Annotated in this window: 20 protein-coding genes; 5 read left to right on the top strand and 15 right to left on the bottom strand. The window is 62.7% G+C overall.

The features are described 5' to 3' along the window. Positions 1–6: 6 nt before the first annotated feature. Genes PspCFBP13509_RS22890 through PspCFBP13509_RS22870 form a run of 5 tightly spaced genes read right to left on the bottom strand, consistent with a single transcriptional unit; the run spans position 7 to position 6,264 of the window. On the bottom strand, positions 7–2,163 hold the full coding sequence (locus PspCFBP13509_RS22890) for a glycosyltransferase (protein WP_065923922.1): 2,157 nt from the start codon (positions 2,161–2,163) through the stop codon (positions 7–9). Positions 2,164–2,174: 11 nt separating this feature from the next. Then, entirely contained in the window at positions 2,175–2,879 is a 705-nt protein-coding gene (locus PspCFBP13509_RS22885) for a 2OG-Fe(II) oxygenase family protein (RefSeq protein ID WP_065923900.1), read from the bottom strand. Beyond that, on the bottom strand, positions 2,872–4,194 hold the full coding sequence (locus PspCFBP13509_RS22880; RefSeq protein WP_137212739.1) for a polysaccharide pyruvyl transferase family protein: 1,323 nt from the start codon (positions 4,192–4,194) through the stop codon (positions 2,872–2,874). The genes PspCFBP13509_RS22885 and PspCFBP13509_RS22880 overlap by 8 nt, the downstream gene beginning before the upstream one ends. Continuing rightward, positions 4,191–5,459: an ABC transporter ATP-binding protein gene (locus PspCFBP13509_RS22875; protein ID WP_065923898.1), complete on the bottom strand. Its 1,269-nt coding sequence runs from the start codon at positions 5,457–5,459 to the stop codon at positions 4,191–4,193. The genes PspCFBP13509_RS22880 and PspCFBP13509_RS22875 overlap by 4 nt, the downstream gene beginning before the upstream one ends. After that, entirely contained in the window at positions 5,449–6,264 is an 816-nt protein-coding gene (locus PspCFBP13509_RS22870) for an ABC transporter permease (protein WP_065947619.1), read from the bottom strand. The genes PspCFBP13509_RS22875 and PspCFBP13509_RS22870 overlap by 11 nt, the downstream gene beginning before the upstream one ends. A gap of 256 nt (positions 6,265–6,520) precedes the next feature. On the opposite strand from PspCFBP13509_RS22870, the gene PspCFBP13509_RS22865 reads away from it, so the two are divergent. Beyond that, positions 6,521–6,979, top strand: a complete 459-nt coding sequence (locus PspCFBP13509_RS22865; RefSeq protein ID WP_027603994.1) for an Hsp20 family protein — start codon at positions 6,521–6,523, stop codon at positions 6,977–6,979. Positions 6,980–7,254: 275 nt separating this feature from the next. On the opposite strand, the gene PspCFBP13509_RS22855 is transcribed toward PspCFBP13509_RS22865, so the two are convergent. The 3 genes from PspCFBP13509_RS22855 to PspCFBP13509_RS22845 form a co-directional block, all read right to left on the bottom strand. Continuing rightward, entirely contained in the window at positions 7,255–8,532 is a 1,278-nt protein-coding gene (locus PspCFBP13509_RS22855) for a cation:dicarboxylate symporter family transporter (RefSeq protein ID WP_065923895.1), read from the bottom strand. Positions 8,533–8,627: 95 nt separating this feature from the next. Further along, positions 8,628–9,836: a pyridoxal phosphate-dependent aminotransferase gene (locus PspCFBP13509_RS22850; RefSeq protein ID WP_137212737.1), complete on the bottom strand. Its 1,209-nt coding sequence runs from the start codon at positions 9,834–9,836 to the stop codon at positions 8,628–8,630. 11 nt (positions 9,837–9,847) lie between these two features. Beyond that, positions 9,848–10,510: an RraA family protein gene (locus PspCFBP13509_RS22845; protein WP_065940452.1), complete on the bottom strand. Its 663-nt coding sequence runs from the start codon at positions 10,508–10,510 to the stop codon at positions 9,848–9,850. A 122-nt stretch (positions 10,511–10,632) separates the two neighbouring features. Here PspCFBP13509_RS22845 and PspCFBP13509_RS22840 point away from each other — a divergent pair, with 122 nt between their 5' ends. Both PspCFBP13509_RS22840 and PspCFBP13509_RS22835 read left to right on the top strand, forming a co-directional pair. Further along, positions 10,633–11,529, top strand: a complete 897-nt coding sequence (locus tag PspCFBP13509_RS22840; RefSeq protein WP_137212736.1) for a LysR family transcriptional regulator — start codon at positions 10,633–10,635, stop codon at positions 11,527–11,529. A 64-nt stretch (positions 11,530–11,593) separates the two neighbouring features. Beyond that, positions 11,594–12,649 carry an NAD(P)-dependent oxidoreductase gene (locus tag PspCFBP13509_RS22835; RefSeq protein WP_137212735.1) on the top strand — a complete coding sequence of 352 codons (1,056 nt, stop codon included), beginning with the start codon at positions 11,594–11,596 and terminating at the stop codon, positions 12,647–12,649. 27 nt (positions 12,650–12,676) lie between these two features. Here the strand turns inward: PspCFBP13509_RS22835 and PspCFBP13509_RS22830 are convergent, their stop codons facing one another. From PspCFBP13509_RS22830 to PspCFBP13509_RS22815, 4 genes are all read right to left on the bottom strand, one after another. Beyond that, complete coding sequence (locus PspCFBP13509_RS22830; RefSeq protein WP_065923890.1) at positions 12,677–15,088, bottom strand: TonB-dependent siderophore receptor; 2,412 nt, start codon at positions 15,086–15,088, stop codon at positions 12,677–12,679. A 75-nt stretch (positions 15,089–15,163) separates the two neighbouring features. After that, positions 15,164–16,114: a FecR family protein gene (locus tag PspCFBP13509_RS22825; protein WP_065923889.1), complete on the bottom strand. Its 951-nt coding sequence runs from the start codon at positions 16,112–16,114 to the stop codon at positions 15,164–15,166. Next, a complete protein-coding gene (locus PspCFBP13509_RS22820) occupies positions 16,111–16,632 on the bottom strand; it encodes a sigma-70 family RNA polymerase sigma factor (protein WP_065923888.1) in 522 nt (173 codons plus the stop codon). Before PspCFBP13509_RS22820 ends, PspCFBP13509_RS22825 begins: the two co-directional genes overlap by 4 nt. Before the next feature lie 141 nt (positions 16,633–16,773). Beyond that, the gene (locus PspCFBP13509_RS22815) at positions 16,774–17,415 is read right to left on the bottom strand and encodes a TetR/AcrR family transcriptional regulator (RefSeq protein ID WP_065947625.1); all 642 of its coding nucleotides are present in this window, start codon (positions 17,413–17,415) and stop codon (positions 16,774–16,776) included. A gap of 122 nt (positions 17,416–17,537) precedes the next feature. Between PspCFBP13509_RS22815 and PspCFBP13509_RS22810 the strand changes: the two genes are divergently transcribed. Together PspCFBP13509_RS22810 and PspCFBP13509_RS22805 are read left to right on the top strand one after the other, a co-directional pair. Beyond that, a complete protein-coding gene (locus PspCFBP13509_RS22810) occupies positions 17,538–18,755 on the top strand; it encodes an MFS transporter (protein WP_074847357.1) in 1,218 nt (405 codons plus the stop codon). Positions 18,756–18,848: 93 nt separating this feature from the next. After that, complete coding sequence (locus tag PspCFBP13509_RS22805; RefSeq protein ID WP_065947627.1) at positions 18,849–19,646, top strand: DNA/RNA non-specific endonuclease; 798 nt, start codon at positions 18,849–18,851, stop codon at positions 19,644–19,646. A gap of 9 nt (positions 19,647–19,655) precedes the next feature. Here the strand turns inward: PspCFBP13509_RS22805 and PspCFBP13509_RS22800 are convergent, their stop codons facing one another. The 3 genes from PspCFBP13509_RS22800 to PspCFBP13509_RS22790 are packed head-to-tail and all read right to left on the bottom strand — an operon-like array spanning position 19,656 to position 21,034. Beyond that, a complete protein-coding gene (locus PspCFBP13509_RS22800) occupies positions 19,656–19,835 on the bottom strand; it encodes a DUF1289 domain-containing protein (RefSeq protein ID WP_027604002.1) in 180 nt (59 codons plus the stop codon). Between the two features lie 24 nt (positions 19,836–19,859). Further along, the gene (gene dmeF / locus PspCFBP13509_RS22795; RefSeq protein WP_065923884.1) at positions 19,860–20,762 is read right to left on the bottom strand and encodes a CDF family Co(II)/Ni(II) efflux transporter DmeF; all 903 of its coding nucleotides are present in this window, start codon (positions 20,760–20,762) and stop codon (positions 19,860–19,862) included. After that, on the bottom strand, positions 20,759–21,034 hold the full coding sequence (locus PspCFBP13509_RS22790) for a metal/formaldehyde-sensitive transcriptional repressor (RefSeq protein WP_027604004.1): 276 nt from the start codon (positions 21,032–21,034) through the stop codon (positions 20,759–20,761). The genes dmeF and PspCFBP13509_RS22790 overlap by 4 nt, the downstream gene beginning before the upstream one ends. Positions 21,035–21,258 lie beyond the last annotated feature (224 nt).

Raw genomic sequence — 21,258 nt, 5'->3', positions numbered from 1 at the left:
GGTTGGTCAAGGGTTACCCGATTTGCGCTGCGGTTCAGGGCGCGTCCATGTGCCCCATTTGCTTTCAAAGTACGCCTGGTTCTTGTCCCACAGCGCTTGATACTCGCCGCTGGCAATCAGCTTCTTGAAGGACGCCTGCCCGTAGTGGTGGATAAAGGCATCCTCGGCACACACGGTCCTGAGGCCGGCCGCCTGGATGCGCCGGCTGTAGTCATCGTCTTCGAACATGCCGATGCCGAACGCCTCATCCAGCCAACCGATGCGTTCCAGCACCTCGCGGCGCATGGCCACGCAGAACATGGCGAGCATGCTGATATCGAAGGTGCGACCGCGATGCCGCGCGACGTGTTGATCGGCGAAGGCCTCCATGTGTTCGAGGCCGACGTAGTCGACGAGCACTTTCGCTTCGTTGCCTACCGAGTTGGTCATCGGGCCGACCAGGCCAATCTGCGGGTCTTGCAGGTGGCGCAGCAACGGGTCGACCCAGCCCTTGGGCACCACGGTATCGTTGTTGAGCAGCACCAGGTATTCCCCGGCCGCCAGGCGCAGCCCCTGGTTATTCGCGGCGGCGAAGCCCAGGTTGCGGTCATTGAGCACCAGGGTGACGTTCGCGTGGGTGCGGCCCAGATAACGCAGGTAGTTGCGCGTGTCGTCCGAGGACGCATTGTCGACAATGATCAGTTCGTAATCGGGGTACGTGGTGTTGCGCAACAGGCTTTGGATGCAGCCCTGGGTCAGTTCGACATTGTTATAGGTGACGATCACGATCGACACTTTCGGGTGCAAGGACTTCAGCGCACTGAGGTTGGCGTCGAAGCGGTGGCGCCAGTCATTGGCGCTGGCGAGTGCCACGCGCCGGCTGGCGGCCTGGGTATCGGTTTCGTTCAGGGCGCGCTCGATCTGCTCGATGAAGGCCTGCGGTTCGCTGGCGAAATACACGAAATCCGCGTAGATCTGCATTTCTTCCAGTGGCACCGACACCACCGGTTTGCCCGCGCTGATGAATTCGTAGAACTTCACCGGGTCGACCGCATGGGTCACGTTATACAGGCGAAACGGGATCAGGCAGACATTGAAGTGGTAGAGGTACAACGGCATCTGTGCATAGGGCTTCCTGCCGAGTAAATGCACATTGGGCAGGCGGTCCAGCCCGGCCAGGTCCTTGACGAAAATGTCGCCGATCAACACAAAGTTCCAGTCCGGCCGCAGCCGGGCGATGCCCGCGATCAAGGGCAAATCGACCCATTCGGCCAGGGCACCGTAGAAGCCGATCAGCGGCCGCTCGATCTCCGCCATCAAGGGGTTGGGCACACAATTGCGCTCGAAGAACTCGACATCCACGCCATTGCGCAGCAACAGGCAGTTGCGGCTCATCGCGGCCCATTTTTCCTGCAGCAGGGCGGCGGTGACCGTCACCAGGTCGGCGTCTCGGACCAGGGTGTGCTCTTCCTCCAGCAACGTCGCGCCGATCCCCGGAAAGCCCACCCAGTCATCCATGCAGTCGTACTGGATTTTCCAGCCGTGGGTGCCGCGCAACCGATGCGCGAGCGCAGACCAGAACGCCAGGTGCACCACGCTGACTGCGGTTTTTATGCGCCAATCCTTGGCCAGCGCATCGATTGCGTTGGCGTAGGTTTGCAGGTGTTTTTCCGACATGCGCTGGGTGTAGCAGTCTACGAACTCGTCGCGCTGCAATGTCACCTCGAATACCCCGGGTGCCACTTCCAAGGTGCTGTAGGCCTGGCCAGGCTCGGCGCTGCGGGAGGGCATGATGTAGAACACGCGGTGGCCGTGACGGGCGAACTGGCTCATCAACTGCTGGGGCCGCTGGAAGCGTGCGGCCCAGTCGATGTTGGCGAAGCAGAGGATGTCGAAGCGCGCCTCTGGTGATGCTGAATCAGCCGATGGCGACAGTGTTTTTTTCGATGCAGTGTGCAACGGCAGATATTGCCCGTGCAGGAAGTCGGGCGTGTCGGCTTCTGTGTGCGGCGCCCGATACCTCAACCAATGCAGCAGCGCCCGCAAGGGCTTGGTGATCCGCCACGAGCGGGTATTTTTCAACATGGCGATGTAGGCCAGCGCCGCGTCTCGCTCCCTGATGGCCGCATCGCGTTCCATGCGAACGCTTTCGCGCTCAAGGGTGGCCAGAGTGTCCTTATCCATGATGCCGTCCTTCATGAAAACCTTGTGTTGTGCTGTTCGCCGTAAGCGTGCAGAGGTGTCGGGTCGTTGTCCGGCCACATCGAGCTGGTAGAGCCGGGGCGGTAAAACGTCACCGTCACGCTGCGCCTGGAAGAACGACAACCCTCGACCACCCGTGAAACCGCATGCCAGGAGTTGTCGGCGCGCACCAGAATCGCCGAGTTGCCGACCTCGGGCGTCACTTGCGCGACGATATCGGTGGGCCTGGCAGAGCCGAGGATCTGCAGGCAGCCGCCATCGGCGGGGTCCCAGGTCTGATTGAAGTACAAAATGTGCGTGACCAGTTTGTCGTCCAGGTCCGGGTGCGGCCCGAGGTTGGCCCCGGGGCCGTAGTGGAACAGGTTGGCCTCCATGGGGACCTCGGTCACGTCCACCCCGGTCAGCGCGGAGAGGGCCTGGCGGTACTGCGGCGAACAGAGGCTGTGGGCCAGTGCCAGCCATTGCGGGCTCAAGGCTTGTGGATTGACCACTTCGTGGCTGCCCATGGCGATCAATTGCCGCGCCTCGTATTCGTAGTCCTTGGCCCCGCCGTAGCCGGAGACCGTCTTGAAGTGGTCGTGCGGGTAGGTTTCGGCCAGCGCCTTGGCATCGTCGGGGGTGTAGAGCGCACCGATTTGCGCCCAGGAAAAAGGCACGGTCTGCAGGCGGTGGGCCGTCAGTTTGCTCAGGTCAATCATGTCGAAGGGCTCCCAGCCATTTGTTCAGGGTTCGGCGCAGATGGCGCAATGGCGCCGTCAGCTTGAACGAGTTGGAGCGGTACAGCTTTTCCAGTGCCTGTTGATGTTGCTCGCGTTCGTGTTGCCGCTCGGCGGCCTGGCTTTCGAGGAGTGAGTGCAGGTCTTCGAGAACACCCGGCAAGGCTTGCCAGTAGCGGTTGAGCGCGGGCTGCGTGGGCCTGCGACCTTCGCGGATCAACTCGGCCACGCGGTCCCAATGTGCGTCGATCTGTACCATCGCGTCGGCGGTCACCTGGGACACCGGTTGCTTGCCCAGCTGTGCGCGAAACCACTGCGGATCAATCGGCTGGTCCCGGCGTAATTGGAATATTCGTCCATGGCTCGGCAGCGCAGTGTATTTGCCGGTGCCTAGGTCCGCCGAGCAGAAGATCGGCACACCAAAGGCCAATGCACTGATCGCCAGGTGGTAGCTGTGTCCGATTACTCCTTCGGCATGGGCGAGCAGTTCTGCCAGCAGCAGGGGCTCTGGCCAGAAGGGCAGGCAACGCGCGCGCGCAAGGCCGTCGCCCAGTACGGATTCGTGATCACCCAGTACTGGCCCTATGGGCAGCAGCAGCAGTTGCACGTCCTCGAACTGCCCGGCATGGGTTTGCCACAGCTGCAGGAAGCTGTTCAACCCCCACATCGCATGCACCACCAGATAGGGTTGGGTCAGGCCGGCGCTGCTGCACAGCTCCAGGAACGGGGCAGAAGGCGATTGAGGGTCGAGCAGGCGTGGCAGGCCAAAGGCCGTGTCGGGAAGCACCTCGACCTGGGCCGTCGGTGACAGTTGGGCCAGGGCCGATTGGGACAGCGCATCGCGTACCCTGATGTGCGGGCTGTGTTCGAGGGTCAGTTGCACCAGTGGTGCGGCCCACGGCGGGATGTCGTTGCAATGCATGCCCGGCGCATTCCAGATCAACGGGATGCCATGTTGCAGCGCGATCAGCGCGGGCGTCAGCCAGTAGCCGGTGGGGTGGTGAATGGCGGCATCCGGGGGGTAATAACCGCTTGCCACCAGCTTGTCGAAACGCACAATGAAACCACCGCCGATCAATACTCCATCCAACTGACCGGCGATGTCCGGCAAACGGCTCAGTGAGGTGACCTCGTACGGCCATTCGGACGGCGTTTTCCCGTGATAGGAAAACCGGTGCAGCGTTATCGTGCCCAGGCGCCGGGTCAATTCCGCCTCGGCGAGGATGGGAAACAGCAAGTCGCCATAATTGGCGACATCGAATGTGCCGAAGATCCCGACCTGCCACTCTCGGCTCATTGCAGCACCCCCGGTTCATTCGTGTGAGGGGCAGGACCGGCCTCTATTCCCAGATCGACGAAACCAAGGAATTCCCGGGGGCCCGGCAAGGTGTCGAACGCCAGCAGCGCGACCTGCTTCTCGATAAGCTGCGCGGTTTCTTCGAGGTGGCCATTCATCAGTTTCAGCGTGATGTGGTACTTGCCCGCCGCAAGGTTGGCGGGGAAGCGGACGTTGAGCGTCGCCTTGCGCCAGCCCTCGTGCGCTGCCTCCAGGTGCAGCGGCAGGTTGGCGCCGCCGATCACCAGCAGCCGGGCCTCCTGGATCGTCACGCTGAGGGTCGGCAGCTCGATGCTTTCGCGTACCCGGGTTTCGATGCGCAGCTGGATGGTCTCGCCATACACAAAACTCGAATACAGGCTGTCCGTGTTGGTAAAGCAGGCCGCAACGATATGCCCCTCATCGGTGCCAAAGGCGATGCCTGCCTGTTGGGCAAGAAACGCCTTGGGGGCGACCGCCACCGCGCCGCCGCTGGCCCAGCGACGCTGTTCGTCACGCATCTCCAGCAGGTAGAGTTCGGCCATTTCTTCGGGAGAGCCACTGGCACGCACCTGGCCTTCGCGCAGGTAAATCACTCGATTGCAAAAGCGCTTGACCATGGCCATGTCATGGGACACGAACAGCAGCGTCGTGCCTTGCTGGGTGAGCGCTTCCAGCCGATTGAGGCACTTGAACTGGAAGGACGCGTCGCCCACTGCCAGGGCTTCATCGACGATCAGGATGTCGGGGTCCACGCACACCGCGACGGCGAAGGCCAGTCGCACCAGCATGCCGCTTGAGTAGGTCTTGGTGGGTTGGTCGATGAAGTCGCCAATATTGGCAAAGTCGGTGATCTGGGCAAAACGGGCGTCGATTTCCGCGTGACTGAGCCCCAATACCGCACCGTTCATATAGACGTTTTCACGCCCGGTGAAATCGTGATTGAAGCCCGAGCCCAGCTCCAGCAACGCCGCCACGCGGCCATGGCTCTCAATGCTGCCGGAGGTGGCACTGAGCGTGCCGCAGATCAGTTGCAGCAGCGTCGATTTGCCGCTGCCGTTGCGACCGATGATCCCTACCGTTTCACCTTTGCACAGTTGCAGCGACACGTCCCGCAGTGCCCAGAATTCTCGATAGAACTGCTTTTGCCCGCGAGACAACAGCTGCCACAGGCGATCCCTGGGTGTGTCGTAGATGTGGTAGCTCTTACTCAGGTGGGCCGTTTGTACGGCGATGTCAGAGCACATCGGCAAATCCTTTGCGGGTTTTCTGGAACCAGGTGAACCCCAGCCAGGCGATACCCCCGGCCACCAGCAGGCCGCAGACCCAGGTGAAAGGGTCCGGTATCACGCCCCAGAACAGCACGTCACGGGCCTGTTCGACCACCAGGGTGAGCGGGTTGAGGTGAAGAATGCCCTGGTAGGCCGGCGGAAATGCGCTGGTCGGGTAAAAAATCGCCGAGACAAACATCAATGCCGTGGTCAGCACGCCCACCACCTGGCCGACATCACGCAGGTAAACCCCCAGCGCTGCCAATAGCCAGGTGACTCCCAGTGTGAAGAGCGCCAGCGGCAATAACACCAGGGGCAGCAACACACTGGTCAGGGGCGGCCAGCCGAAAAACACCAGGTGGAAGACCAGCCAGATCACCAGGCTGGCCAGGGTGTGGAACAACACGGCGCCCAGCACCACCCACGGCAGGATCTCGAGGGGGAACACGACTTTCTTGACGTAGTTGGCATTGGCGATGATCAGGCCCGGCGCACGCCCCACGCATTCGGCGAACACGTTGAACACCAGCAGGCCGGCAAATACCAGCAGCGCGAACTCGGTGCGCGAACCGTCGCCCGCGGGCCAGCGCAGCTTGAACATCACGCTGAACACGAAGGTGTAGACCAGCAACATGAATAGCGGGTTAAGGAACGACCACAACAGCCCCATGATGGAGCCTCGATAACGCCCAATCACTTCCCGCTGGACCATGGAAAACAACAACTCCCTGTGTCGCCACGGGCTGGAAAACATCCCTGCCCGCGCGTTTGTTTCACTCATGCAGCGATTCCCATTGCCAGTGCAGTGCGCCCATGAGTCTAGTCAACAATTGTCGTTTCGCTATGTGGCGTTGAGTGATTGTTCGACCTAGGGGGATGCTCATTGCGTCAGCCTGTCTGCACGCAATCACAGCAGCGGATAAATTTTTTTGCTGGCGCTGCTTGAAATTTTTTCCCCTGAACCTACTTAGGTTTTACGCGATGCCGAATACGGGTCGCGTGTCAAATCACTTGGAGAAAACTCAGGAGATTTTGCAATGGCTACTACTCTTTCGTTGGCCCCACTGTTCCGTCATTCCGTCGGCTTTGACCGCTTCAATGACCTTTTTGAATCGGCGCTTCGCAGCGAGGCCGGTACCACCTACCCACCTCACAACGTCGAGAAGCACGGTGAAGATCACTACCGGATCGTCATCGCGGCGGCAGGCCTGGTGGAGGATGACCTGGAGATCCAGGTGGAAAAAGGCGTGTTGACCGTCGCCGGCGGCAAGCGCGAACACGATGAGGGTATCACCTACCTGCACCAGGGCATCGCCCAGCGCGCGTTCCGTTTGTCGTTCCGCCTGGTCGACCACATTGAAGTGCAGGGCGCACAACTCGCCAACGGGTTGCTGAGCATCGACCTGCTCAGGGTGGTACCGGAGGAAGCCAAGCCTAAGCGCATTGCGATTGGCGGTGCTGCCAAGGCCGAGGTGAAATCCATCAGCGAGCAGTAAGGCTGGAATGAATAAAGGCGCTCTTCGGAGCGCCTTTATTCGATGTGGCGAGGTCAAAATGTGGCGCCTTTGTAGTGAGCGGGCTTGCCCCAATGCCGGTCAGTTAAAGAGGAACACTGTACCTGTGGCGAGCGGGCTTGCCCCGCGTTGGGCTGCGCAGCAGCCCCAAAACCAGGCGAAGAGGAGTGCCTGATACACCGCATTCGTCTTCATCAGGGGCGCTTCGCACCCCAACGCGGGGCAAGCCCGCTCGCCACAGAAGCCCAGCAGCCACTTCATTCCATCTGCACATTTTGCGCTTTCTGCTGCCGCCCGGCCCGCCCCTCACGCCCCTCCCACTTGGCAATCACCAACGGCGCCAGCGCATTGCCCAGCACATTCAGCGCCGTGGTCGGCATCTCCATCAAGCGATACACCCCAGCGATAAACGCGATGCCTTCCAACGGCAAACCCGCGCTGGCCAGGGTGGCCGAGAGGATCACGAACATGAATCCCGGTACTCCGGCGGCCCCCTTGGAGGTGAGCACCATGGTCACCACCAGCAAGGCCTGATCGCCCAGGCTCAGGTCGATGCCGTACAACTGCGCGACGAACAGGGTGCCGATGCCGAGGAACAGGGAAGCGCCGTCGAGGTTGAACGAGTAACCCACCGGCACCACAAAGCTCACCAGCGAAGGGGGTACGCCGTAGGTTTCGAGTTTTTTCATCAGTTGCGGCATCACCGCCGCCGAGCTGGCGGTGGAGAAGGCCAGCACCAGCTCATCCTTGATATGGCGCATCAGCGCGAACAGGTTGATCCCGCACACGCGCGCCACCAGGTTGAGCACCACCAGCACAAAGAACGCGATGGCCACATAGCTGACCATGATCAGCTTGGCCAACGGCAGCAATGAGCTGAAGCCGAAGTTGGCCACGGTCACGGCGATCATGCCGAACACGCCGATGGGCGAGTAGGCCATGATCATCGAGGTGACCTTGAACATCGCGTCGCTGACCCCGCGCAGCAGCGCGATCACCGGGTCCTTGCGCTCGGCGGGCAGGCGCGCCACGCCCAGGCCGAACATCACCGCAAAAAACAGCACCGACAACAGGCTGCCCTGGGCCATGGCGTTGACCACGTTGTCGGGGATGATGCCGACGATGATCTGCCCCAGGCTATGACCGGCGCCGTTGCTGGTGGGCAGGGTGATATTCGCCGCGTGCAGGCTGGACAGTTCAGTGCCGGCGCCGGGCTTGAGCAGGTTGCCCATGACCAGGCCGATGATGATCGCCAGGGTGGTGATGCAGAAAAAATAGCCCAGGGATTTGACCCCGATACGGCCCAGGGATTTGCCGTCACCGTGGCCGGCAATGCCCACCACCATGCAGGCAAACACGATAGGCACCACGATCATCTTCATCAGCTTGATAAAGATATCGCCCGCCGGTTGCAGGAGATTGTCCACCAGCCACGGTCGGGACTCGGGAAAGCGGTGCAGCAGGGCACCAATGGCGATACCGGCGAGCAAGCCGATCATGATTTGCCAGACCAGCGCGATACGGGGCGTGTGCATGGGAATGCCTCATTTGAGATCAATGATTTTTAAGTTGTTGTTCTAGGCAGTCAAAAGGCGACCGTCCGCTGGTCGCCGGGTGTTACGGGTGGCCGTCAGCGCAGGTCATGGCATGCGTCTTTGAGGCGACGGCACCCTTCTTCGATCACGTCCAGGGCGCTTGCGAACGACAGGCGCACATACGGCGACATGCCGTAGGCCGCGCCGCTGACCGTGGCCAGGCCGTAGTCGCGCAGCAGGTAGTCCACCAGTTGGGTGTCGCTGTCGAGGCGATCACCCTGGGGGGTGAGCTTGCCCATCAGGCCGCTGACGTTGGCGAACACATAAAACGCGCCATCGGGCGGGATGATGCCCAGGCCTGGAATACCCGCCAGTCGCTCCAGCATCAGGGCACGACGCTGCCGGTATTCCCCGCGCATCGCCGCAATAGGCGCCTGGTCACCGGCGAATGCAGCCACGGCGGCGGCCTGGCTCACTGAGCTGGGGCAGGTAGTGGTCTGCGACAGCAGCTTGGCGATGGCCGCGATCAGCCACGCCGGCCCGGCGCCAAAGCCCAGGCGCCAACCGGTCATCGCATAGCCCTTGGACGCGCCGTTGACGATCAGCGTGCGTGGCTTGAGGTCGGGCGCCAGGCGTGTCAGCGGCACATGTTGGGCGTCGCCGTAGACGAAGTGTTCGTAGATCTCATCGGCCATGACCAGCACATGGGGGTGGCGGCGCAGCACCTGCGCCAGGGCCAGCAGCTCGGCTTCGCTGTACACCGCGCCGCTGGGGTTGTTCGGGCTGTTGAGGATCACCCATTTGGTGAGTGGGGTGATCGCCTCTTCGAGGGCGGCGGGCGACAGCTTGAAACCCAGGCTTTCATCGCCCGGGATGATCACCGGCGTGGCATCGTTGAGCCGTGCGATGTCCGGGTACGACACCCAATACGGCGTGTGCACGATGACTTCATCGCCGCGATTCAAGGTGGCGGCCAACGCGTGATAAATGATGTGCTTGCCGCCGCAACCGGCGACGACTTCGTCCAGGCCATACACCAGATCATTGTCGCGCTGCAGTTTCAGGCAGATGGCCTGGCGCAGCGCGAGGGTGCCGGTGGTGGCGGTGTAATGGGTGTCACCGCTGCGCATCGCCTGGCTGGCGGCCTCGAGAATGTGCGCCGGGGTGTCGAAGTCCGGCTCGCCCACGGTGAAGTTGACGATGTCGCGGCCCTGGGCACGCAACTCGGTGACCAGGGCGTTGGCGGCGATGCTGGGGGAGGGTGCGATGCCCAGGACGCGGTCCGACAAAAATGCAGTGCTCATCTCGGACTCCTTCACGCCAGGCCGGCGTTGTTGAGGGCCTTGTCGATCCAGCTCTGGCGCACCGCACCGCTGGCGATCTCTGCCTTGACCGCTTCTTCATGTTCGGCATGTTGTGCGGCACGGCGCAGCACTTCGGCGGCGTCGGCCTGGGAGAACGCGACCAGGCCGTCTTCATCACCCACCAGCAGGTCGCCGGGGTTGACCACCATGCCGCCGATGGAAACCGGCACGTTCACTTCGCCGGGGCCGGTCTTGTACGGGCCGGTGTGCACCACGGCGCGGGCGTAGCAGGGGGTGTCCTCGAAGCTGGCGACATCGCGAATCGCGCCGTCGATCACAAACCCCACGCAACCGCGCTGTTGGGCATACAGCTTGATCAACTCGCCGATCACCGCGTTGTTGGTGTCGCCCTGGCCGTCCACCACCAGCACATGGCCGGGTTGCAGCAGGCTCATGGCCTTGTAGATCAGCAGGTTGTCACCGGGGCGGGTCTTGACCGTGATCGCCGTACCCACCAGCTTGCCGCTGCGGTTGTAGCGGGTCAGGCCACGGGCGCCGATATGGCGGCCGAGGTTGTCGCTGATATGCGGGGTGACGACATGGGCAAACGCCTCGACCAGTTCGGCCGGCGCCATGGGCGCGTTGGGAAGGATGCGTGAACCGGGCAAGGACATGGCAAATCTCCAGAATTGTTGGATAGCGATGGGCTATGGCCGGATCTTAGGAGTGATGACGGGAGAGTTTTAGCGATATTTTATGATGTGATATCATCGCTTTTTTTCATGAGTTGGTCGCCATGATCACCTTCAAGCAAATCGATGCGCTGTATTGGATCGCCGAACTCGGCAGCTTCGAAGCGGCGGCGAACAAGCTGAACATGTCTCAGTCGGCCATCTCCAAGCGCATCCAGGAGCTGGAAGACACCTTCGACGTCGAGATTTTCGACCGCAGCAAGCGCAACGCCCGGCTGACGGAGAAGGGCGGTGAGCTGCTCGACTATGCCCGCGACCTGCTCGACAGCCGCGACCAACTGCTCGAACGGGTCAGCGCCCGCGAGGTGCTGGTGCGCCGTTTTCGCCTCGGCGTCACCGAACTCACCGCCTTGACCTGGCTGCCGGCGCTGGTGGAAGCGTTGCGCCAGGCCTACCCCAAGGTGCAGATCGAACCGTCAGTGGAACTGAGCAGCGAACTGTTTCGCAAGCTGGAAAGCGACCAACTCGACCTGGTGATTGTGCCGGACGTCTACAGCGACCCGCGCTTCCACAGCACCGTCCTGCAAAGCGTGGAAAACGCCTGGATCTGCGCGCCTGGCCTGATCCCGCACCCCGACCCAGTCAGCCTGGAAGTGCTGGCCGATTACACCGTGCTGACCCAGGGTTCGCAGTCGGGCACCGGCCTGATCTACGAGCGTTGGCTGGCCGCGCACAATGTGCAGATGCCGCGCACCCTCACCAGCCATAACCTGCTGGTGCAGGTGGGGTTGGCGCTGTCGGGGATCGGCGTGAGTTATTTGCCCAAGGCGTGTTTGTCGCACCTGATCGAGCGCGGTGCATTACGCGCGCTGGTCACGCAGCCGGAGTTGCCGAATATCCAGTATGTAGCGTTGCATCGCGTGGATCGACAGTTCGGCTTGAACCAGGACGTGGCGCGGATGGCGCAGGTGTGCTGCGATTTTTCGCGATTGTTGTTTTAGAGCAAGTGTGGCGCGATGCTAGTGTATTGGTGCGGTTGAACACCCTTTAAAGAGGCTCACAGGTATGGCATTCACCACCCTGATACTGGATGCACCCGGCCCGCCGTTGCTGTTCGAGGAAGTCGACCGATTCCTTGAGTTGGGCCTGGTCGTTACCCTGAATCTCTACTATTTCACCGATAAACACAGTATCCGCGAGCATTATGGCGAGCGCATCCGGTACACCGAGATCAATGGCCACGACAGGCACGCTTTCATCGACGCCGTGACCCAGGCCGGGGGGTATAGCGTGTTCAAGACGCGCCTGAATATTCCCATTGAGCGCGAGCTGATCCGCGCCGCTGCATCACCGGCCCTGCCAACGCCGCTGCGCGCCATCGCCCAGGCGGGTACAGGCGTTAACCATATCGACCGGCAAGAGGCTGAACGGTGGGGCGTGAGCGTACTCAACACACCGGGCTCCAACGCGGCGGCGGTGGCCGAATACGTCATCGCCCAGGCGTTGTTTTTATCCAGGGACCTGGACCACTACAACGCCGAAACGCATAACGGTCGCTGGGCCAAGGGCACCCTGGCGCCAGGCCGCGAATTCGGTGAACTCACGCTCGGGTTGGTCGGTACCGGCAGCATTGCCCAAGCCGTCGCACGCAAAGCGGGATCGCTCGGTATCAAGGTCATCGCCAGCGGTTCAGAGCGTTTTACGCAGCAGGTCGCGCACAGCCTTGGGCTTGAGCGACGGCAAACCCTCGAGCAATTGCTGGGGGAGGCCGACGTGGTGTCTATCCACGTACCGCTGACACCGCTGACCCAAGGCCTGTTCGGCCTTGCCCAGTTCAGGCAGATGCGCCAAGGCTCGATACTGATCAATACCGCTCGCGGCGGCATCGTCGACGAAGCCCAGTTGGCAAGCTTCATGACCGCGTTTCCCAGGCATATAAAAGCGGTTGCCATCGATACCTTTGTCCACGAAAAAGACCGCTTTGACTCGCCACTGGCAGGCATCGGCAACGCCCAACTGACACCGCATATCGCCGGCAGCACGACGACGGCGATCCGTAAGGCTTCACGGCAGATTGTCGACAAGATCCACGCGCTCAGCCTGGCTGCGGACCCAGGCTGAACATTGCCGAGCCGCTGCCGGTGCGCCTTACCAGCGATACGTCAACGAACTGACCAACTGTCGCTCATCGCCATAGCGGCAAATCGCGAATTCGCAGTAGGTGTAGCGCTTGTTGGTGACGTTATTGGCGTTCAGCGCGACTTCCCAATGCGGGTCGATCTCGTAGCTGGCGCGGGCGTCGTACAGGGTATAAGCGGGCATCGATGACGGCACGCCGGAGGCCTGGGTAGTGCCTTTGTAGCGGGCGCCGCCGCCGATGCGCAGTTGCGGGATGCCGAGCGCCGCCAGGCGGTAATCGGCCCAGAGGGCGGCCTGGTGGTAGGGGGTGTCTTCGCTGCGCTGGCCGATTTCGCTGGCGATATCGCTTTTGGTGATGCGTGCGTCGATGTAGGCGTAGGACGAGATCAGGCTGAGGTTGGGGGTGACTTCGGTCTTGGCTTCCAACTCGAAACCACGGGAGCGCACTTCGCCGACCTGTACCGAGAAATTGAGGTCGGTGCGGTCCTGGCTCAACACGTTGCGCTGTTCCAACTGGTACACCGCCGCACTCAGCAGCGTGGCGCTGCCTTCGGGTTGATAGCGGATACCGATCTCATATTGCTTGCCCTCGGTGGGCACAAAGCTTTGCTCTGCCTTGTTGGCGCCGGCCACCGGGAAGAACGATTCGCTGTAGCTGATGTAGGGCGCCAGGCCGTTGTCGGCCTTGTACACCAGGCCCGCGCGCCAGGTGGTGGCTTCATCGCTTTTGCCGCTGTCGGCGCCATTGCGGAACAGTTCGGTGTGCTGGTCCGCCCAATCATGACGGCCACCGAGCAGCAGTATCCAACGTTCGTCGAACTTGATCTGGTCCTGGAAGTAGATGCCTTTTTGCAGAGTATCGATCTGCGAGCCACGGTCGGTCGCGGGGTTTTTATTGACCACCACCGGCTGGCCGTAGTTGTAGGTCGCCAGGTTCAGCGACGGTGCGTTGCCACGGAAGTTGTGCGAATCGTAACTGGTGTCGTAGCCATCGAAACCCAGCAGGAAGGTGTGCTGCCAGTCGCCGAACTGCCATTTGCTCTCGATATTGGTGTCGCTGGCCAGGCCTCGCGAGCGTTCCTGGCGGTCGCTGTATTGGCGTCGCAGCAGGCCGGTGGTTTGTGCGGTGCCGATGTTGGTGCCGGCGATGTTGACTTGCAGGTAACGCCAGGTCACATCCGACTGGTAGTAACGCAGCTTGTTGCTGATGCGCGTGTGTTCATCGAAGCGATGTTCGAACTCATAGCCCAGCGCCGACATCTCGCCGTTCATTTCGTCGTAGTCCGGCTCGCCGATAAAGTCGTGGCGGCCGATCTGGAACCGGCCTTCGCCGACGCCTTTGGTCAACTGATAGGGCAGGGGCGCGGAGAAGCCGGTTTCGGTCTTCTGGTAGAACGACAGCAGGGTCAGCGAAGTGTCGTCGTCGGGCCGCCAGGTCAGGGCCGGGGCCACGTAGATCTTATCGTTGTTGATATGGTCGGCGGCGGTGTCGCTCTTGCGATCGAGCAGGGTCAGGCGGTAGCTCAAGGTGTCGCTGTCGCCCAACGGGCCGGTGAAGTCCGCGGACAGTTGCTTGCGGTCGTTCTGCCCGGCTTGCAGGTTGATCTCGTGGTAGGGCGTCTGGCTGGGGCGCTTGCTCACGGTATTGATCAGGCCGCCCGGCGACAGCTGGCCATACAGCACCGACGCCGCGCCGCGAATCACTTCCGCACGTTCCAGGCCATAGGGTTCCTGCACGCCGTCGTAGGAGTTGTTCTGCAAGCGCAGGCCGTCGCGCAGGGAGCCGCCGGTGGCCGATTCCACATCGAAGCCGCGAATGCGGAAGCGGTCCGAGGTGCGGTTGAAGCTGGTGGGTTGGCTGGTGAAGCCCGGGGTCAGGTCGAGGGTCTGCGACAGGGTTTCCGATTGGCGGTCGCGGATCTCGTCGCTGGTGACCACCGACAGCGATTGTGGGGTTTCGATGATCGGCGTGTCGGTCTTGGTGGCGCTGAGGTTGCGCGTGGCGACATAGCCCTGGACGTGATCGGTGCTGCTCTCTTCGATCCGTCCGGTGATCGACGTGGGCCCCAGTTCCAAGGAGCCTGTGGTGTCGATCGGCACCAGCACGTAGCCATTGGCGCCTTGCACCGCCCGCAAGCCACTGCCGCGCAGCAACTGGGCAAAACCCTGGGCCACCGGGAAGTCGCCTTGCAGGCCGGTGGTGTTGAGGCCGGCGACGGTTGTGCTGTCGAACAACAGCGCCACATGGGCCTGCTGGGCGAACAGATTCAGCGCAGGTCCCAGGGGGCCGGCGGCAATGGCATAACGCGCCGCCTCCTGCGCCGCCACCGGGCTGCACACGCCTAAGCTCAGCGCAGCCAGGCTGGCCAGGTTGATCGCCAGGGCGAGGGGTATGGGAGAACGCTTGAGGTGGCGGGGCATGGAAGAAATTCCTGTTATTGAGGTGCTTTCTTCCTTGACGGGGCAGGCGTGAAAAGCGGAACCCGGCAGGCGAAACTATTTTTCCAGGCGTTCGACCTGCAACCACAACGGGCTGAATGCGCGGATACGCACCGGCAGGCCGTCGGCAATCAATTGCAGGGCGCGCCGCGGGTTATCCAGCGGCAACACCGCGGACACGCGCAGGTCGGCCAACTGCTGGCGATCGAACTGCACGTGGCCGCCGTACTGGCGCGCGAGTTCGTCGAGTACCTCCGGTAACGGCCGGTCCTGCACCACCAATTGATGGTGTTTCCAGGCGTCGTCCGTGGCGCGTGGGTCGATCTTGCCCAACAGCGTGACCGCGTCCGGGGTGATGCGTGCCTGTTCGCCGGCGCTGACCTGGACGGCGTCATGCCGGCTGGCGTCGGTGGCGGCGACGGTGGATTCGAGCATACCCAGCAGTGTGCCCGGTGCTTCGCGCTTGACCGTGAAGCGCGTGCCGAGGGCACGCATCTGGCCGTCGTCGGTCACCACCGTAAACGGCCGCGTCGCATCATGGGCCACTTGCACGAGGATTTCGCCGCGCAGCAAGCGCACCTGGCGCTGCTGGCCGTTGAAAGTCAGGTCGACGGCGCTGTTGCCGCCGAGGGTCAATTGCGAGCCATCTTCCAGGTCGACCCGCTGCCATTGCGCCGGGGCGGTGCGCTGGTCGGCCAGCCAGTAACCGGGCGGGTAGGTTCGCAGTGCCAGGGCCACCGGCAACGCCAGCAACAGGCCCAGCAGCACGCGGCCGGCCGGGTTGCGCCGACGTACCCGTGCCGCTTCCAGCGCGGCCTGCACCGGCGCCTGTTGCGGGCGCAACGCCTGCAAACGCCCGACAAAACCCTGCAAGCGCTCAAACGCCGCCACGTGCCGTGGGTCGGCGGCCTTCCAGCGTTCGAATTGCTGTTGCTCGCGCTCGCTGAGGTTGCCTTCATTCAGGCGAATCACCCAGTTGGCGGCCTGCTGGTCGAGGTCGCTGCTCATACGTCCAACGCGTGGTTGCAGTGCATCAGTGCGTTCATCAAATGCTTGCGCACCATGCGCTCGGAAATCCCCAGGCGGCTGGCGATGTCGCTTTGGCGCAGGCCTTCGAGGAAGTACAGCAGGAACGCCTGCCGCGCATTCAGGGCCAGGCCGTCGAGCACGAAGGCGATCTGCTCCAGCGCTTCCAGGGTGACGAGGATTTGTTCCGGCGACTGTTGGCATTGCTCCATCATCTCGACGGTCTGCGCCAGTTCCCGCAGGTAGGCCTCTTCCAACCGGCGGCGGCGTGCGCGGTCGATAATCAGGTGGCGCGCCGTTGTGGTGAGAAACGCCCGGGGCTCGCGCATGCCACCGAGGGCATCGCGGGAGGCGAGGATTCGCACAAACGTATCGTGGGAAAGATCCGCGGCGTTATGGGGGCAACCCAGCTTTTTGCGCAGCCAGCCGAACAGCCAGCCATGGTGCTCGGTGTAGAGCGCATGGACAGCCTGGTTCAAGGGAAGGTTGCTTGCCGACATGGAAGAATACGTCTGCGGATAAGAATTATTCGCAAGATTAGCGGTGTGCCATCAGCGAAAGCAAGCGTGGCCCGCAGGGAGCGCCGTATTTATATCGCCGGGGCTGAACATCCGCTGGGTTATCCCCCCCATGGAAGGCGGTTATTTCGAAGGTGTGCTACGGGGAGGTACCGTTGACGCGGCAACATCCCAGCTCATCAGCAACTGGCTGATCGCCGCGTCGAGGGTGGCATGGGGCACGTTGTCCCGCGCCAAGATCGACACCCCCTGCAAAAAACTGTCAAACACACTCGCCATCACGGCGGGCTGGGTCTGTTGCGGCAACTGGCCCAACCGAACCGCGCGCTCCACGCACGCCACAATCCCCGCCCGCGTACGCAGGCGCGACTGGGTCAACCCGTCGGCCACCCGCGCATTTTCCGGGCTGGGCGCACTCATCACGCCCAGCGCCACCATGCAGCCTTTGGGGTGCCCGTCTTCGCATTGCATGCGCGCCGACTGGCGCAGCGCGGTTTCGACGGCCTGGCGCGGGGGCAGGGTGTCGTCCCACAGGCATTCGGTGACCTGGGCGTAGGTCGCCAGGTAGCGCTGCACACACTCGTCGAACAACGCCTCCTTGGAGCCGAACGCCGCGTAGAAACTCGGCGCGGAGATCCCGCCACCCAAGCCCGCCTTGAGTTGAGCCAGGGAAGTGGCGTCGTAGCCATGCTGCCAAAACAGGTGCATGGCCTGTTCCACGGCGTGTTCGCGGTCGAAGGTGCGGGGGCGGCCCATTTGTGCCATGTCAGGTCTCCGGTGGGAAAGCGAGATAAATACTAGTCGATACATAAGTCGTTGACAACGCGCACCAATCGCCCGCAACATTTATATCGATCAGTATCTATGTCTTGCCCAAGGAGTTTCCCGTGACCCCCTCACTCACTTTATCGGCCGCCTCCGAGCGCCTGCCCATCGGTGCCTTGCTCGCCCTGGCGATGACGGGCTTCATCTGTATCGTCACCGAAACCCTGCCCGCCGGCCTGTTGCCGTTGATCAGCGATGGCCTGGCGATTTCGCCGTCGATGGCCGGGCAGATGGTCACCGCGTATGCGCTGGGCTCGGTGCTGGCGGTGATCCCCATGACCATCGCCACCCGTGGCTGGCGCCGGCGCAATGTGCTGCTGCTGACCATCGTCGGTTTCCTGCTGTTCAACTCGATCACTGCGTTGTCGTCCCACTATGGCGTGACGCTGGTGGCGCGCTTCTTTGCCGGGGTGGCGGCGGGGTTGGCCTGGAGCCTGCTGGCCGGTTACGCCCGGCGCATGGTTGCGCCCCACCAACAGGGCAAGGCACTGGCGCTGGCGATGGTCGGCACGCCGATTGCGCTGTCGTTGGGAGTGCCGCTGGGCACCTGGCTCGGTGGCCTGGTGGGCTGGCGCACCACCTTCGGCCTGATGTCGGCGGTGAGCCTGATACTGATCGCCTGGGTGCTGGTAAAAGTCCCGGACTACGCGCCGCAGCCCGCCCATCAACGCCTGTCGCTGGGCAAGGTGCTGACCACGCCGGGCGTGCGCCCTGTGCTGGCGGTGGTGATCAGTTGGATGCTGGCGCACAACATTCTGTACACCTACATCGCACCGTTCGTGGCGCCGGCCGGTTTGGCCGAGCGCGTGGACCTGGTGTTGCTGGTCTTCGGGATCGCTGCGCTGGCGGGGATTTGGCTCACGGCCAGGCTGGTTGAGCCGTTATTGCGCAACACCGTGCTGGCAAGCCTGGCGAGCTTTGCGCTCATCAGCCTGGTGTTCGGCTTACTGGGAACGATGCCGCAGGTGATTTACCTCGGCGTGGCGGTCTGGGGCCTGAGCTTCGGCGGCGCCGCGACCTTGCTGCAAACCGCCCTGGCGGATGCGGCGGGAGAGGGCGCGGATGTGGCGCTGTCGCTGAACGTGGTGGCGTGGAACAGCGCGATTGCCGGCAGCGGCGTGGTCGGTGGCGTGCTGCTGGACACCTGGGGCGTGGGCGCATTTGCGTGGGCGATGCTGCTGTTGGTGGCCGTGTCGTTTGCCATTGCCTGGGTGGCCAGCGCCCATGGCTTCAAGCCGGGCGCGCGGGGTGCGGGAAAGCCGGCGTCGCTCGGGCACTAATCTGACATCTGCTAGTCCATAATCCTCGAAATATCATTCACTTGGCTCCGTACGCGGAGCCTGCCGCTTCACTTTCCTTCGAAGATTCAATCCATGTACCTACGCAACATTGCAGTTGGGCTATCGGCCTTTATCCTGTTTTCGGCCGGGGCACATGCCCGTGGTGCGATAGACCTTTATTCCACTCAGGAACGGCAGTTGTCGTTCGACAGCTGTGCCGATGTATTCCCTGGCGCGACGCCGATCAAAACCGCAACCATCCCCGCCAGCATGAAACCCCTGGCGCTGTGCTCCGACCATTTCGCCGTGCTGTATTCGCAAACCAGCAAGACGCCGCTGGTGGTGGTCGAGCGCCTCAACGCCCGCCAGCTCAAGGACGCCAAAGGCGAGGAACGGACCAACCATTTCTACGCGGACCCGCGCATTCCCAAGGGCGCGCGGGCCGAGTTGAGCGACTACCATGGCCAGCAACCGGCCATGGATCGCGGCCATCAATCCCCGGCCGCCGATGCCCCCGATGCCAAGGCCATGGCCCAGTCGTTTGCGCTGTCGAACATGGTGCCTCAGGACCCCACCAACAACCGCAAGATCTGGAGTAAGGTCGAGGCCGACGTGCGCAAGTTCGCGGTGCGCGCGGGCGGTGACGTGTATGTGTTCACCGGGCCGCTGTTCGACCCGGGCTACAGCACCATCGGCGCCAACAAGATCTGGGTGCCGACGCGCCTGTTCAAGCTGGTGTACGACGCCTCCAGCCAGCGCGCCTGGGCCTACGTGCTGCCCAACGCCGAAACGCGTATCCAGAAGCCGATGGACTACGACACCTTCGTGAAAAGCACCGGGCTCAAATTGCTGGGTAACCTTCCGGTATCGGGGTCGGTGGGGCGCTCCTGATCAAGCGGCTTACCTGGCTTTTTTCAACGCTTTCAAGCGTTGGGTTGCACGTTGCACGGCGGCCATTTTCTCGGGGCGTTTCATGCGTTTCCACTTGCGGATCTCGTCCTTGCTGCGGCCACAGCTGACGCACAGGTCGCCGCTGAGCTGGCAGGTGGAGACGCAGGGGTTTTCGATGTCTTTAGCCAAGGGGTCACCTGGGGGGGTAAAGGCTTACGCCGAACGAAACTCAATGGTGAGGTGGCTCACTTCATGCACCGCCTTGAGACGCTCGCGAAGGGTGTCGGCATCCGTGGTCGCCTGGCCGAGCACACTCACGATCGCTGCGTGGGCGTCGGGGCCCACGCGCCACACGTGCAGGTCGGTAATCCTGGCGTCGCCGGGTTGCTCGACCAACTCGCGGATCTCGGCGGCGACGTGCTCATCGGTTTGATCCAACAGCACACCGGCGGTCACCCCCATCAGGCTCCAGGCCCAGCGCGCGATCACGATGGCACCGACGATACCCATCACCGGGTCCAGCCACACCCAGCCCAGGTAACGCCCGGCCAGCAAGGCGGCGATGGCGAGGACCGAGGTCAGCGCATCGGCGAGCACATGCACATAGGCGGATTTGAGGTTGTTGTCGCTGCCGTGGTGGTGCTCGTGATCGTGCTCATGGCTGTGACCGTGGCCCAGCAACAGCGCACTGACGATATTCACCACCAGGCCCACGACGGCAATCAGGGTGGCGGTACCGAACTGCACCTCGGTGGGTTTCAGCAGGCGGATCACCGACTCGACGCCAATGCCCAGGGCCACCAGCGCCAGGATCAGCGCCGAGGCGAAGCCACCCAGGTCGCCCACCTTGCCGGTGCCGAAGCTGTAGCGCGGGCTGCGCGCATGGCGTTTGGCATAGGCATAGGCTGCGGCGGCAATGCCCAAGGCACCGGCATGGGTCGCCATATGAAAACCGTCGGCCAGCAGGGCCATGGAGCCGGTGAGGTAGCCGGCGGCAATTTCCGCCACCATCATCACCACCGTCAGCATCACCACCCACAGGGTGCGCCTGGCGTTCTCGTCGTGGGCGGCGCCGAGGAACACATGGTCGTGGGCGTGGTGGGTCGTGGGCGTCATTTGGCGTAGCGCCGGATGGCTTCGAGCAGTTCTTCGACGCCCTTGCTGCGTTCTTCCTCGCTGAGGGAGGGATCGGCCACGTGCGCCCTGGCGTGTTCTTCGATGATTTCTTCCATCAAGCCGTTGATGGCGCCGCGCGTAGCGGCCACCAGGTGCAGGGTCTTGGCGCAGTCGGCGTCCGACGCCAGGGCTTTTTCCACCGCCTGAATCTGCCCGGCGATGCGCTTGACCCGTTTTATCAGGCTGTCTTTGTTGGCTGCGATATGGCCCACGGTATACCCCCCCTACCTATAGTGCGGCGGAGTGTGTCATACCCCACCCCCCTATACAAGGTGACCGCAGCGAGAGGCTGTTGTGTAGCCAACTGGGACCCTGTGGTGAGCGGGCTTGTCCCGCGTTGGGCTGCGCAGCAGCCCCAAAACCAGGCGCGGAGGAGTACCTGATACACCACATTCATCTTCATCAGGGGCGCTTCGCACCCCAACGCGGGACAAGC

Origin of the sequence: Pseudomonas sp. CFBP13509, from assembly GCF_005233485.1 — a bacterium.
GTDB lineage: Bacteria > Pseudomonadota > Gammaproteobacteria > Pseudomonadales > Pseudomonadaceae > Aquipseudomonas > Aquipseudomonas marginalis.
This window is presented reverse-complemented; position numbering and strand designations above follow the sequence as displayed.